We start from the raw sequence: 13,879 nt of genomic DNA, 5'->3' as shown, positions 1-13,879 counted from the left end.
GCTGCGATGATGCGTTTCCTGACTCCGATGGCTGCGACGCTGCTCGTCGCCGCGCCGGCTGTGGCGCAGACTGTGTCGCCGGCCACCTATGTCGCCAAGGCCGGCGCCAGCGACCGGTTCGAGATGGAGTCGAGCCGGCTGGTGCTCGGCTCGACCAAGGACCCCAAGGTCCGCGACTTCGCCAACCAGATGATCGCCGATCACACCCAGAGCACGCAGCAGGTCAAGGCCGCCGCCAAGCAGGCCGGCATCACCGTGCCGCCGCCCAAGCTCGAGCCGATGCAGGCGAAGAACGTCGCAGAGCTGCGCCGCGCCACCGGTACCGCCCGCGATCAGCTGTACATGCAGCAGCAGCGCACCGCGCACCAGATGGCGCTCGATCTGCACCAGGGCTACGCCCAGAACGGTAGCTCGGCCCCGCTCAAGGCGGTTGCCGCGCAGATCACCCCCGTGGTGCAGTCGCACATGCAGCACCTGACCGCGATGTGATCATCGTCCGGCCCCGCCCGCTGCGGGTGGGGCCGGAGGGTTACTCGCCGATCAGGGCGAGAATCCGGCGGGCCTCGGCCAGGTGGAGCCGTTCGACCATTGCGCCGTCGAGGCTGACCGCCCCCAGACTGGCATTGGCGGGATCTGCAAACAGGGCGATGACCCGGCGCGCCCATTCCACGGTGCCATCGTCCGGCCCGAACGCGGCATTGGCCGTGGCGATCTGGGCCGGATGGATCAGGCTCTTGCCGTCGAACCCGAACATGGCGCCTTGCGCGCATTCCGCCGCGAGGCGCTCGATATCGTCATGCGCATTGAGCACCCCGTCGAGCGCCGTCATGCCGCCGGCCCGCGCCGCGGCGACGATCTGGGCGAGCGCCGGCAGCAGGGGCGTGCGGTTCGGGTCGGGGCGTACCCGCAAGTCGAGGGCGAGGTCGTTGGTGCCGGCAACCAGAGCTTCCAGCCGCACGGCGGGCGCGGCGGCGGCGAGCGACGGCAGCGCCATCAGGCCTCGCGCGGTCTCGATCATCGCCCAGAGCGGCGGTCCGCTCGCGCCCAACGCAGAACGCGCCGCCTCGAGCTGCTCGGCGCCGCCGACCTTCGGCAGCAGCACTGCATCGACTCGCGCCGTGGCGAGGAGCGCGAGGTCGTCGGCACCCCACTCCGTATCGGCGCCATTGACCCGCACGACGGTTTCCCGCTCGCCAAAGCCCTGCGCCAGAGCCGCCAGGGCCGCCTCCCGCGCCTCGCGCTTCCTTTCGGGTGCGACCGCATCCTCGAGGTCGAGGATCACGACATCGCACGGCAGGCTCCGCGCCTTTTGGACCGCGCGCGGATTGGAGGCAGGCAGGAACAGGGCGCTTCGCCGCCGTGGGAGTGCCGTCATCGCGGATCCTCCGCCAGCAGCGCGCGGGTGACGCCATTGGTCCAGCCGAAGCCGTCCTGATTGGGATATTCGCCGCCGCCGCCGGGTCGTCGCTCCACCACGTCGTATTTCTCCATCAGCTTGCCCGATGCTGCATATTCGCGGGTGACGCTGGCAAGCCATCCTGCGCGGATACGGTCGGCGGGCGCGGCGAGGCGATAGGCGCGCAGCCCCTGGATCGCGATCCATTGCAGCGGCGCCCAGCCGTTCGGCTCGTCCCATTGCTGCCCGGAATGGACGCCGGTGGTGCTGAGGCCGCCTTCGCCGATCAGGGGGGCGAGCGCCGCTGCAGTCGCCTGCGCCTGCTCGGGCGTGGCGACGCGGACGAAGAGCGGGAAGGCCGCGGCCGCCGTGACCCTGTCATTGGCACCGCGGCGGTCGAGATCGTAATCGGCAAAGACGTGGCCGTTCCACAGATGCCGGCGGATCGCGGTGGCGCGTGCCTCTGCGCGGGCGGTGAACGCGTCGGCGCAGCCTGCGTCGCCGAGCTGGCGGCAATTGCTCGCGATCGCCGTCTCCAGGCCATAGAGCAGGCTGTTGAGATCGACCGGCACCAGCCGGGTCGTGCGGATCGTCGCCAGCGTGCGCCCGTCCTCCAGCCAGCGCGACGAGAAGTCCCAGCCGCTCTCCGCCGCGGCGCGCAAGTCCCGGTAGAGCTCCCGGCGGGCCCGATCAGGAGCCGCATCGGCGAGCATCACGTCCTCGCGATAGCTCTCGTCACGCGGCGTGTCCGAATCGTCCCAATAGCGGTTGAGCAAGGTTCCGTCGCGCAGACGCACCACGCGGCGCCGCGCCTCGCCCGGCTTCAGGGTATCGGCGCCCGCCATCCAGAAGCCATGTTCGGCGCGCAATTGGCGGGTGCGGACCGCCAGCGTCTTCGGATCGCGCGACATCGCCGCCATCAGGTAGAAGAAGGGAGGCTGCGACCGGGTGAGATAATAGGTGCGCGTTCCGTTGGGGATATGGCCATAGCGGTCGATCAACGACCCGAAGTCGGCGATCATGTCCTCGACTAGATCCTGCCGCCCGGCAAGCGGAAGGCCGAGCATCGAGAACCAGCTGTCCCAGTAATACATCTCGCGGAAGCGCCCGCCCGGCACGACATAGGGACGGGGCAGGGCAAGCGCGGTGGAGCCGGCGGGGACCGTCGGCGTCGATCGGGTCAGCAGCGGCCAGAGCCGGTCGATATGCGCGACCAGCGGCAGCTTCTCCTGCGGGCGCACCGTCGGCTTCTCGGGCAGGATGAAGTGCGTGCGGACGAAGGCACGCAGCTTCGCGTCGTCCTCGGTACAGCGGCAGGCACGCCAGGCGGCCATGATCGCCGCATCGGACCGCCGTGGCACCGCGTCGACGAAGGTCTTCCCGTCCGGAAAGACCTGCCGCATCTGCACCGCATGGAAGAGCGGACCAAAGCGTGTCTGCGGGCCGGGGGGATAGGGGGCCGCCGCTAGGGCCATGAGGCCGAATGCGGCGAGGCAGAGGCGGACGATCATGCACGGCTCTCCAACAGATCGGCTCGGGCGAGGGTGACGCGGCGCTCCCCGCGATCGATGCGGACATAGAATTGCCGTTCGCCATCGGGCAGGCGCAGCAGAAGTCCGCCCATCTCCGACCAGCGCTCGGGCGTCATCGGCCGATCGGTCATGTCGCGCCAGTCCGCGGCCTCGAGCCAGGCCTGTTCGCGCAGGGGACTTTCGCGGCGAAAGCGCGAGAGTCGCGCCACGAACGCCTCCAACTCGGTGTCGCGCCCTTCCCAATCCAGCCAGCTGGTCTCGTTGTCCTGGGCATAGGCGTTGTTGTTGCCGTGCTGGGTGCGGCCGAACTCGTCGCCGGCCGTCAGCATCGGGGTGCCGCGCGCTGCGAAGAGGATGGCGAGGAGCGCGCGCACATCCGCGTCTCGCGTCACCCGGATACCGGGATCGTCGCTCGACCCCTCGACGCCGCGGTTCCAGCTGACCTCGTCGGCATGGCCGTCGCGATTGTCCTCGCCATTGGCGTGATTGTGGCGCTCGGCATAAGCGACCACATCGGCTAGCGCGAAGCCGTCGTGCGCGGCAACGAAGTTGACGCTGCGGGTTACGGGCCCCGAGGCGGCGAATACGTCCGAAGAGCCGGCGAGCCGCGTCGCCAATGCCCCCGCCGCGCCCTCGCCACGCCAGAAGCGGCGCACATCGTCGCGGAACCGGTCGTTCCATTCGAGCCAGTCCGGCGGAAATGCGCCGAGCTGATAGCCGCCGGGCCCGATGTCCCACGGCTCGGCGATCATCTGGCGGGTCGACAGCACGGGGTCCGCGGCGATCGCGGCGAAGATCGGCGCAGCGCGGTCGAAGCCTGGCCCCCGCGCCATGACGGGCGCGAGATCGAAGCGGAAGCCCTCGACTCCCAGCCGCGCGAAATGGCGCAGCGTATCGAGCGCGAGATCGCGGACATGCGGCTGTCCGAAATCGAGCATGTTGCCGGTCCCGGCATCGTTGATCAGCCGGCCCTGCGCGTCGTGCGCATAGCTTGCGGGATCGAGCCCGCGGAAGCACAGGGTCGGCCCACCCAGATCGCTTTCGCCGGTATGGTTGAACACCACATCCAGGATCACGCCGATCCCCGCCTCGCGCAGGACGGCGATCGTCCGGCGCAATTCCTCGGTTCCGCCCGGAGCCAGCCGCGGGTCGAGCGCCATCATCGTCACGGGATTATAGCCCCAGGCGTTGCGCAGGCCCAAGGCATGGAGGTGGCGTTCGTCGATCCAGGCAGCGACCGGCATCAGCTCGACCGCAGCGACGCCGAGCGTCTGGAGATGCGCGACGATCACCGGGTGGGCAAGTGCGCCGATCGTGCCGCGCTGCTCCTGCGGCACATCGGGATGGCGCATGGTAAAGCCGCGAACGTTGAGCTCGTAGATCAGCCCGCCGGGCTGGAAGAGCCGCGGGGGCAGGGGGGCATCCGTCCAGGGACGCGGCACCACTGCCTTGGGCATCAGCGCAGCGGTGTCCTCGCCGTGCCTGCCGAGCCGGGGATCGTAGACGAAGGGACCGTCCAGCTCGATCGCATAGGGATCGACCAGCAATTTGGCCGGATCGAAGCCGCGGTCCGCGGGTCCGTCCGCGCGATAGCCATAGCGCTGTCCCGGCCCGACGCCGGGCGCCGCCGCGATCCAGTGCGCGCCCGCCCGGGCCATCGGCAGCCGGCGCTCGGACTCGCCGTCGAACAAGCAGAGCCAGACCGCACTGGCTTCCGGGGCTCGCACGGCGAAGTCGGTGCGTCCGTCGGCCGGATGTGCGCCGAGCGTGCCTGGAGGCACCGGCGCTGCCCGGAAATAGTCGCCGACCCGGCGCAGGAGCGAGCGGCGTGGACTCTCGTCCGCGCTCACGTCACCACGTCGGGCTGCGTCCGGCCGGTGTGGCGGACGATGCCGGCGATCGCATCGGCTGCCGCGACGATGTCGGCGAGCATTGCCGTCGTATCCTCGTCGGTTCGCGCGGCGTCGAAGCGCTCCAGATAGACGCGCAGCGTCGCGCCGGACGTGCCGGTACCCGACAGCCGGAAGACCACCCGACTGCCCCCTTCGAAGAGGACGCGCACGCCCTGGTTGCGACTGATCGACCCGTCGGTCGGATCCTCATAGGCGAAATCGTCCGCTGCCTCGACGACCAGGTCGCCGAAGCGCTCGCCCGGCAGCGCGCCCAGCCTCCCGCGTAGCTCGGACATCAGCGCGTCGGCGCGCTCGCTTTCCACCCCTTCATAGTCATGGCGCGCATAGTAGTTGCGGCCGAAGGTCGCCCAGTGATCGCGCGCGATTTGGTCGACCGACTTGCCGGTCGCGGCGAGGATGTTGAGCCAGAGCAGCACCGCCCACAGTCCGTCCTTCTCGCGAACATGGTCGCTGCCGGTCCCCGCGCTCTCCTCTCCGCAGATCGTCGCCATGCCGGCGTCGAGCAGATTGCCGAAGAACTTCCAGCCGGTCGGCGTCTCGTAACAGGCGATGCCGAGTGCCGCGGCGACCCGATCGGCGGCAGCGCTGGTCGGCATCGATCGGGCGATGCCCTTCAACCCCTGGCTGTAGCCCGGCGCCAGATGCGCATTGGCGGCGAGCATGGCGAGACTGTCGGACGGCGTGACGAACCGGCTGCGCCCAATGATCAGGTTCCGATCGCCATCGCCGTCGGAGGCCGCGCCGAAATCGGGTGCATCGGGGCCCATCATCAGGTCGTAGAGCTCGCGGGCATGGACCAGATTGGGATCGGGGTGATGGCCGCCGAAGTCGGGCAGCGGGGTGCCGTTCCGCACCGTGCCGGGCGCGAAGCCAAGCCGCTTCTCGAGGATCTCGGTCGCATAGGGTCCGGTGACGGCACTCATGGCGTCGAAGGCCATGGTCAGACCGGCCGCGCGGATCGCGGCGAAGTCGAACAGCTGCTCCATCAGCGCCGCGTAATCGGCGACCGGATCGACCACCTCGACCGTCATGTCGCCGACGCGGGTCTCGCCGAGCGCGTCGAGATCGATGTCGCTCCCCTCGACCTCGCGCCAGACTTCGATCGTCCGGGTGCGGGCATGGATCGCTTCGGTCACCTTCTCCGGCGCGGGACCGCCATTGGCGATGTTGTACTTGATCCCGAAATCCTCGTCCGGACCGCCCGGATTGTGGCTTGCCGACAGGACCAGACCGCCCAGTGCGCCGCGGATGCGGATCAGATTGCTCGCCGCCGGGGTGGACAGGATGCCGCCCTGGCCGACGACGACCCGGCCGAAGCCGGCTGCCGCGGCCATGCGGATCGCGACCTGGATCACCTCGCGATTGAGGAAGCGGCCGTCGCCGCCGATGACCAGCGTCGCCCCCTCCTTGCCCTCGACCACGTCGAATACCGACTGGACGAAGTTCTCGGCGTAATTGGCCTGCTGGAACACCCGTACCTTCTTGCGCAGCCCGGAGGTGCCGGGCTTCTGGTCGGTATAGGCTGTGGTCGGATGCTCGCGGATCATGGCTGTTCCAGAAGGCTGTGATAAAGATCGGCATAGCGCCGGCCGCTCTCGTCCCACGAGAAGTCAGCCGCCATGCCGTTGCGCTGGATCTGCCGCCAGCGCTCGGCGTCGGCATACAGCGCCACCGCACGGGCGATGGCGTGGAGACATGACTCGGGTGTGACACCGTCATGCACGATCCCCGTCGCCACCCCGGCGGCGAGCGCCGCCTCGTTGGCGTCGATCACCGTGTCGGCCAGGCCGCCGGTGCGCGCCACGACCGGCACGCAGCCATAGGCGAGGCCGTAGAGCTGGGTGAGGCCGCAGGGCTCGAAGCGGCTGGGAATCAGGATGGCGTCGGCGCCGCCCTGCAGGAGGTGGGACAGCCGCTCGTCATAGCCGATGCGCACGCCGATCCGGCCGGGATGCCGATCGGCAGCCGCGCGGAAGGCGTCTTCGAGCGTCCGGTCGCCCGACCCGAGCAATGCCAGCCTTGCGCCAGTGGCGACGAGATCGTCGAGGATCGCGGCGAGCACGTCCATGCCCTTCTGCCAGGTCAGACGGCTGATTACCGTGAAGATCGGTCCCGAACCGGACGCCAGGCCGAAATTCGGCTCGACGGCGGCGCGGTTGGCGGCACGCGCGTCGAGCGTGACGGCATCGTAGCGGGCGGGCAGGGCAGGGTCGCTCGCCGGGCTCCACACCGCGGGATCGATGCCGTTGACGATGCCGGACACGCTGGCGGCGCGGGCGGCGATCAGGCCCTCCAGCCCCATGCCGAACTGGGGCTCGCGGATCTCGCGGGCATAGGTGGGCGAGACGGTGGTGATCGCATCCGCAGCCTGCAATCCCGCCTTCAGATAGCCGAGCGCATCATAATATTCGACGCCGTGGATGGAGTTCATCCAGTCCGGCAAGCCTAACGCCGCGAAGTGCGCGCGGTCGAACCTGCCCTGAAAGGCGATGTTGTGGACGGTCATCACCGTCTTCGCCTGCTGTCCGAAGGCGCGGACATAGGCGGGGGCGAGGCCCGCCTGCCAGTCATGCGCATGGAGCAGCGCGAACCGCTGCCCGGCGATGCGGCCGCCGGCCAGCTCGGCCCCGGCCCGCGCGAGCGCGGCGAAGCGCCGCCAATTGTCGTCCCAGTCGCGGCCCGATGGATCGGCATAGGGGCCGCCCGGCCGCTGGAAGAGCGCGGGCGCATCGAGGATCAGCAGCGGATGCTCGCCGAGCCGCGCGGCGACCAGCCGTGCATCGCTGCCGAACAGGTCGGCCCAGTGATGCACCGGCTCACCCTCCGCGACCAGATCGGCGAGGGCGGCATAGCCGGGCAGGAGGGTGGTGGTCTCGAATCCATGCGGCGCGAGCGCGTCGGGCAGCGCGCCGACGACATCGGCGAGGCCGCCGGTCTTGACGAGCGGATAGGCCTCGGACGCGACGGAGAGGATTGGTGTCACGTTCTTGATCCTCCCCGTGCCGAAGAGGATTTTCAACCTCGTCCTCATCCCAGCCGGTCGATCATCGGCTGCGTGATCAGGCAGACGCCCTTGTCCGTCCGCCGGAACCGGGCGGCGTCGATGTCCGGATCGTCACCCACGACGAGCCCGTTCGGGATCTTCACCCCCGCATCGATCACCACGCGCCGCAGCCGTGCGCCGCGGCCGATCTCGCAATTGGGCAGCACCACCGCCTCGTCGAGCATCGAGAAGCTGTGCGCGCGAGTACCCGTCGACAGGAGCGAGCGGTTGATCGAGGAGCCGGAGACGATGCAATTGCCCGAGACGAGGCTCGCCACCGCCGAACCGCGCCGGCCGTCGATATCGTGGACGAACTTGGCCGGCGGGGTGATCTCCGAATAGGTCCAGAGCGGCCAGCTCTTGTCGTAGAGATCCAGCTCCGGCACCACGTCGGTCAGGTCGATATTGGCTTCCCAATAGGCATCGACCGTACCGACATCGCGCCAATAGGCCTTGGGCTCTTCCTCCGACCGGACGCAGCTGGCGCTGAAGCGATGCGCCTGCGCATGGCCGTTCTTGACCAGATAGGGGATGATGTCCTTGCCGAAATCGCGGCTGGAGCCCTCGGTCGCGGCGTCGCGGCGCAGCTCCTCGATTAGGAAGCGGGTCGCGAAGACATAGATGCCCAGGCTCGCCAGGGCGATGTCCGGGCTGCCGGGGATCGCGGGCGGATCGGCGGGCTTCTCGACGAAGTCGACGATCCGGTCCGTCGCATCGACATGCATCACGCCGAAAGCGCGCGCTTCCATCCGCGGCACCTCCATGCAGGCGACGGTGACGTCGGCGCCACTGTCGCAATGCTGCTGGAGCATGATCTCATAGTCCATCTTGTAGATGTGATCCCCGGCAAGGATCACCATGAACTCCGGACCATAGCTTTCGATGATGTCGATGTTCTGGAAGACCGCGTCGGCCGTCCCCTCATACCACTGGAACTCGCTGATCCGCTGGCTGGCCGGCAGGATGTCGAAGCTTTCGTTCCGCTCGGGGCGCAGGAAGTTCCAGCCGCGCTGAAGGTGGCGGATCAGGCTGTGCGCCTTGTACTGGGTCGCGACGCCGATGCGCCGGATGCCGGAGTTCAGGGCGTTGGAAAGGGCGAAATCGATGATCCGGCTCTTTCCCCCGAAATAGACGGCCGGCTTGGCGCGCGTGTCGGTCATCTCGAACAGGCGGCTGCCTCGTCCGCCTGCCAGCACATAGGCCATCGCGTCGCGCGCAAGCGGCTGGCCCCTGCGATGTTCCATGTCCCTGCCTCTCCTTCCATGCCGGTGTTCCGGCGAACGCCCCCGCGCTGCAATCGACTGTGGGGCAGCCATCGCACCCCGGCAAGAGCGTGCAGGCGCGGTTTACCCGATTATCAGCCCTCGAATTCCAGCATGATCGTCGCGAGCGGGGGCAGGGTGACCCAGGCCGCTCCGTCCTTCGCTTCGACCCCGCCCAGATTGCCGAGGTCCGAACCCCAATAGGCCGCGGCGTCCGAGTTCATGATCTCGCGCCACCGGCCGGCATGGGGCAGCGGCACGCGATAGGGCGCCCGCGCGACGGGGGTCATGTTGACGATGACCGCGACCGGCTTGGCGCCCGGCGCCTTGCGCAGCCAGGCGAAGACCGAATTGGCGGCATCGTCGCCGACCAGCCATTCGAACCCTTCCGGCTCGCAGTCGCGGGCATGCAGCGCGGGCGTGTCGCGATAGAGGCGGTTGAGGTCGCGGACGAGGTTGCGCACCCCTTCATGCGCGTGGCTGCACCGGAGATGCCAGTCGAGCGGACGCGCCTCCGACCATTCCTCGCGCTGGGCGAACTCCTGTCCCATGAACAGCAGCTTCTTGCCCGGATAGCCCCACATGAACGCGTAATAGAGGCGGACGTTGGCGAACTTCTGCCAGTCGTCGCCGGGCATGCGGGTCAGGATCGTGCCCTTGCCGTGCACCACCTCGTCATGGCTCAGCGGCAGGACGAAGTTCTCGGAATAGGCATAGACCATCCCGAAGGTGATCTCGCCATGATGATGCTGACGGTGGATCGCCTCGCGCCCCATATATTGGAGCGTGTCGTGCATCCAGCCCATGTTCCACTTGAAGCCGAAGCCCAGTCCTCCGCTCCGTTCGCCGGGCGGCGGGGCCGGATGGCTGACGCCGGGCCAGCTGGTCGATTCTTCGGCGACGGTGAAGATGCCGGGATGCTCGGCATAGACGGCGCGGTTGACCGCGCGCAGGAACTCGACGGCCTCCCAATTCTCGCGGCCACCCTCGGCATTGGGGATCCACTCGCCCGCCTTGCGGCTGTAATCGCGGTAGAGCATCGAGGCGACGGCATCGACGCGCAGGCCGTCGATATGATAGCGCTCGGCCCAGAACAGCGCATTGTTGACGAGATAGTTCGACACCTCGCGGCGGCCGAAATTGTAGATCGCGGTGTTCCAGTCGGGATGATAGCCCTGCCGCGGATCGTCATGCTCGTAGAGCGCCGTGCCGTCGAAGCGCGCGAGCCCGTGCGCGTCGAGCGGGAAATGCGCCGGCACCCAGTCGAGCAACACGCCGATCCCCGCCTGATGCGCCCCGTCAACGAAGCGGGCGAAGCCCTCGTGATCGCCGAACCGGGCGGAGGGCGCGTAGAGGCCGGTCGTCTGATATCCCCATGACGGATCATAGGGATGCTCGCTGATCGGCATGAACTCGATATGGGTGAACCCCATATCGACGACATAGGGGATCAGCCGGTCGGCGAGCTGGTCCCAGCTGAGGAAGCGGCCCTCCTCGTCACGGTCCCAGGAGCCGGCATGCACCTCGTAGATCGCAATCGGCACGCGGCGCGGGTCGACCGAAGCCCAGTGCGCGCGGTGCCCGTCATCCTGCCACTCGTGCGCGAAGGGGCGGGTGGTGAGCGAGGCGGTGCGCGGGCGCAACTCGGCGGCGAAGGCATAGGGATCGGCCTTTTGCGGCAGCAGCGCGCCGTCGGGGCCGATCAGCTCGAACTTATAGGCTTCGCCGGCCGGCAGGTCGGGCAGGAAGATCTCCCACACTCCAACCGAGCCACGGCGGCGCATCACGTGCCGACGGCCGTCCCAGCCGTTGAAATTTCCGACCACCGACACGCGGCGGGCATTGGGCGCCCAGACGGCGAAATGGGTGCCGGGTATATCCTGGTGCGTGATCTGGTGGGCGCCCATCCGCTCCCACAGGCGGTGGTGCGTACCTTCGCCGAACAGATACTCGTCCATCTCGCCCAGCACGGGCGAGAAACTGTAGGGATCGGTGACGGTCCAGCTGTCCGTGCCGCGGGTCGCCCGGTAGCGGAGCGGCTGCGGATCGCCGGCGACCTGCCCCTCGAACAGCCCGCCGCCGACCGCGGTCAGATCGCCGAGCTGCTTTCCTGACAGGTTTTCCGCAACGACGCTTTCCGCGCCCGGAATCCAGGTTCGTGCGAAGCTGCCTTCCGGTCCGGGGAACATACCCAGGAGCGAGAAGGGATCGTCGTGACGCCCCTCCAACAGGGCGGTGAGCGCGTCACTTGGTGGCTTCACAGCACTCCCCAGATGTCCTTCGCATATTCGCGGATTGTTCGATCCGAGGAGAACCAACCGACGCGGGCGACGTTCCGTATCGCCATCGCATTCCAGAGGCCGCGATCGTCCCACCAGCCGTCGACCTGGCGCTGGGCGGCGGCATAGCTGTCGAAATCGGCCGCCAGCATGAACCAGTCGCCGTCGTACAGGCCGCCGATCAGGCCCTTGTACCGGTCGCGGTCGTCGGGCGAGAAGACGCCGGAGGCGATGGCGGACAGCGCCTGCGCCAGTTCCGGCGATCCCTCGATCACCGCCCGCGGATTGTAGCCGTCGGCACGGCGCTTGGCGACCTCGTCTGCGGTGAGGCCGAAGATCATGATGTTGTCCGCGCCCACCCGGTCGCGGATTTCGACGTTCGCGCCGTCGAGCGTGCCGATGGTCAGTGCGCCGTTGAGCGCGAACTTCATGTTGCCGGTGCCGGACGCTTCCATGCCCGCGGTGCTGATCTGCTCGGACAGGTCGGCGGCGGGGATGATCTTCTCCGCCAGGCTGACATTGTAGTTGGGAACGAACGCGACCTTGAGCAGGCCGCCGATCGCCGGGTCCGAATTGACGCGGCGGGCGACGTCGTTGGCCAGCTTTATGATGAGCTTGGCGTTGTGATAGCTCGACGCCGCCTTGCCGGCGAACAGCTTGACCCGCGGCACCCAGTCGAGCTCGGGATGGCTGCGGATCTGGTCGTAGAGCGCCACCGTCTCGATGATATTGAGGAGCTGCCGCTTATATTCGTGGATGCGCTTGATCTGGACGTCGAACATCGCCGCCGGATCGATCCGCAACCCCATCAGGTCCTTGAGGTGCTGCGCCAGCGCAGCCTTGTTCGCGCGCTTCACCGCGGCGAACTTCTCCTGGAACGCCGCGTCCTCGGCATGCGCGGCAAGCGGCTCGAGCGCCTCGGTGTCATCGAGAAAGGCGTCGCCGACCGCCTCGCGGATCAGCGCCGTCAGCCCGGGATTGCACTGCTGCAACCAGCGCCGCGGCGTGATGCCGTTGGTCTTGTTGTTGATCCGATCGGGATAGAGGCGGTGCAGGTCGGCGAACACCGTCTGCTTCATCAGGTCGGTATGGAGCGCGGCCACGCCGTTGACGCTGTGCGCCCCGGCAAAGGCCAGGTTCGCCATGCGCACCCGGCGGGAGCCGCCCTCGTCGATCAGGCTGATCGCGGCGATCGCACGATCGTCCGCCCCCGTCGCGCGCGCCTCGCGCAGCAGCTTGGCGTTGATCGCATAGATCAGCTGCATGTGCCGCGGCAGCAGCCGTTCGAACAGCGGCAGCGGCCAGCTCTCCAGCGCTTCGGGCAGCAGCGTGTGGTTGGTATAGCCGAAGGTCGCGCGGGTGATGTCCCACGCCTCGTCGAAGCCGAGATCGTGGAAGTCGACGAGGAGGCGCATCAGCTCGGCGACCGATACCGCCGGGTGCGTGTCGTTGAGCTGGATCGCCGCCTTGTCCGACAGCGTGCGGATGTCGCCGAAATACTGAATGTGCCGGCGGACGATGTCCTGGATGGAGGCGGAGGAGAAGAAATACTCCTGCCGCAGTCGCAGTTCCTGGCCCGCCTCGGTCGAATCATTAGGATAGAGGACGCGCGTCAGCGTCTCGGCGCGGAGCTGGTCGGCCAGCGCCCCCTGGAAATCGCCGCGGTTGAACGCATCCAGCTTGATCGGATCGAGCGAGCGCGCCGTCCAAAGTCGCAGCGTGTTGACGCGCTTGCCGCGCCAGCCGACCATCGGCGTGTCGACCGCCATCGCCTCGACGGCTTCGCCGACCTTCCAATGGACATGGCCGGTGTCCGTGCCGACCACCTCGCCGCCGAAGCCGACGAAATAGGCGCTCTCGCGCCGTTCGAACTCCCACGGATTGCCGTGCTGGAGCCAGTTCTCGGGCAACTCGACCTGGAAGCCGTCGTCGATCCGCTGGCGGAACATGCCGTTCACATAGCGGATGCCATAGCCATAGGCGGGCAGGTCGAGGCTCGCCATGCTCTCCATGAAACAGGCGGCGAGACGGCCCAGGCCGCCATTGCCGAGTGCGGCATCGGGCTCGATCTCCTCGATCTCGGCCAGATCGACGCCCAGCGACGCCAGCGCCTCGGCGATCGCCTTGGTCTGGTCGAGGTTCGACAGCGCATCGCGCAGCAGCCGGCCGATAAGAAATTCGAGGCTGAGATAATAGACGCGCTTGGCGCCCTTGGCATGAGCGTCGCGAGTGGAGGCCATCCACCGCTCGATGACGTCGTTGCGCACGGTCTGGATGGTCGCCGCGAGCCAGTCGTGCGGGCGCGCGGCCTTCTGGTCCTTGCCGATGCGGTGGACCAGCGTGTCGAGGATCGCGTCGGCGAGCGGGGTCGCGGGCGTCTGCCCGGCGGGAGCGATAGTGGCCAAGGAATGCCCCGATGAAGGTTGATGCAAGTGAGGGTGTAACCGCGGCGGG

The 13,879-nt window shown here is 68.1% G+C and carries 9 protein-coding genes; 1 reads left to right on the top strand and 8 read right to left on the bottom strand.

Translation table 11 applies throughout. From position 1 onward, the window contains the following. The first annotated feature begins 6 nt into the window (after nt 1-6). On the top strand, nt 7-489 hold the full coding sequence (locus IEX18_RS06475; protein ID WP_229664415.1) for a DUF4142 domain-containing protein: 483 nt from the start codon (nt 7-9) through the stop codon (nt 487-489). A gap of 40 nt (nt 490-529) precedes the next feature. Here IEX18_RS06475 and IEX18_RS06470 read toward each other — a convergent pair whose 3' ends face one another. The 8 genes from IEX18_RS06470 to IEX18_RS06435 form a co-directional block, all read right to left on the bottom strand. Next, a complete protein-coding gene (locus IEX18_RS06470; protein WP_188657933.1) occupies nt 530-1,375 on the bottom strand; it encodes an HpcH/HpaI aldolase/citrate lyase family protein in 846 nt (281 codons plus the stop codon). Then, the gene (gene treA, locus IEX18_RS06465) at nt 1,372-2,907 is read right to left on the bottom strand and encodes an alpha,alpha-trehalase TreA (RefSeq protein ID WP_188657932.1); all 1,536 of its coding nucleotides are present in this window, start codon (nt 2,905-2,907) and stop codon (nt 1,372-1,374) included. The genes IEX18_RS06470 and treA overlap by 4 nt, the downstream gene beginning before the upstream one ends. After that, complete coding sequence (gene glgX / locus IEX18_RS06460) at nt 2,904-4,709, bottom strand: glycogen debranching protein GlgX (protein WP_188658615.1); 1,806 nt, start codon at nt 4,707-4,709, stop codon at nt 2,904-2,906. The genes treA and glgX overlap by 4 nt, the downstream gene beginning before the upstream one ends. A gap of 65 nt (nt 4,710-4,774) precedes the next feature. After that, complete coding sequence (locus IEX18_RS06455; protein WP_188657931.1) at nt 4,775-6,388, bottom strand: alpha-D-glucose phosphate-specific phosphoglucomutase; 1,614 nt, start codon at nt 6,386-6,388, stop codon at nt 4,775-4,777. After that, on the bottom strand, nt 6,385-7,872 hold the full coding sequence (glgA, locus tag IEX18_RS06450; RefSeq protein WP_188657930.1) for a glycogen synthase GlgA: 1,488 nt from the start codon (nt 7,870-7,872) through the stop codon (nt 6,385-6,387). The genes IEX18_RS06455 and glgA overlap by 4 nt, the downstream gene beginning before the upstream one ends. Further along, nucleotides 7,869-9,128 carry a glucose-1-phosphate adenylyltransferase gene (gene glgC / locus IEX18_RS06445; RefSeq protein WP_188657929.1) on the bottom strand — a complete coding sequence of 420 codons (1,260 nt, stop codon included), beginning with the start codon at nt 9,126-9,128 and terminating at the stop codon, nt 7,869-7,871. Before glgC ends, glgA begins: the two co-directional genes overlap by 4 nt. A 113-nt stretch (nt 9,129-9,241) precedes the next feature. Beyond that, entirely contained in the window at nt 9,242-11,407 is a 2,166-nt protein-coding gene (gene glgB, locus IEX18_RS06440) for a 1,4-alpha-glucan branching protein GlgB (RefSeq protein WP_188657928.1), read from the bottom strand. Continuing rightward, entirely contained in the window at nt 11,404-13,830 is a 2,427-nt protein-coding gene (locus IEX18_RS06435) for a glycogen/starch/alpha-glucan phosphorylase (RefSeq protein WP_229664413.1), read from the bottom strand. Before IEX18_RS06435 ends, glgB begins: the two co-directional genes overlap by 4 nt. Nucleotides 13,831-13,879 lie beyond the last annotated feature (49 nt).

The organism is Sphingomonas metalli, assembly GCF_014641735.1.
In the GTDB taxonomy this organism is placed as follows: Bacteria; Pseudomonadota; Alphaproteobacteria; order Sphingomonadales; family Sphingomonadaceae; genus Sphingomonas; species Sphingomonas metalli.
This window is presented reverse-complemented; position numbering and strand designations above follow the sequence as displayed.

What these genes read in the sequence shown, in the direction of transcription:
- IEX18_RS06470 (WP_188657933.1), bottom strand. Translation starts at nt 1,375, where the DNA reads ATGACGGCACTCCCACGGCGGCGAAGCGCCCTGTTCCTGCCTGCCTCC.
- IEX18_RS06455 (WP_188657931.1), bottom strand. Translation starts at nt 6,388, where the DNA reads ATGATCCGCGAGCATCCGACCACAGCCTATACCGACCAGAAGCCCGGC.
- IEX18_RS06475 (WP_229664415.1), top strand. Translation starts at nt 7, where the DNA reads ATGATGCGTTTCCTGACTCCGATGGCTGCGACGCTGCTCGTCGCCGCG.
- treA (WP_188657932.1), bottom strand. Translation starts at nt 2,907, where the DNA reads ATGATCGTCCGCCTCTGCCTCGCCGCATTCGGCCTCATGGCCCTAGCG.
- glgC (WP_188657929.1), bottom strand. Translation starts at nt 9,128, where the DNA reads ATGGAACATCGCAGGGGCCAGCCGCTTGCGCGCGACGCGATGGCCTAT.
- glgA (WP_188657930.1), bottom strand. Translation starts at nt 7,872, where the DNA reads ATGAGGACGAGGTTGAAAATCCTCTTCGGCACGGGGAGGATCAAGAAC.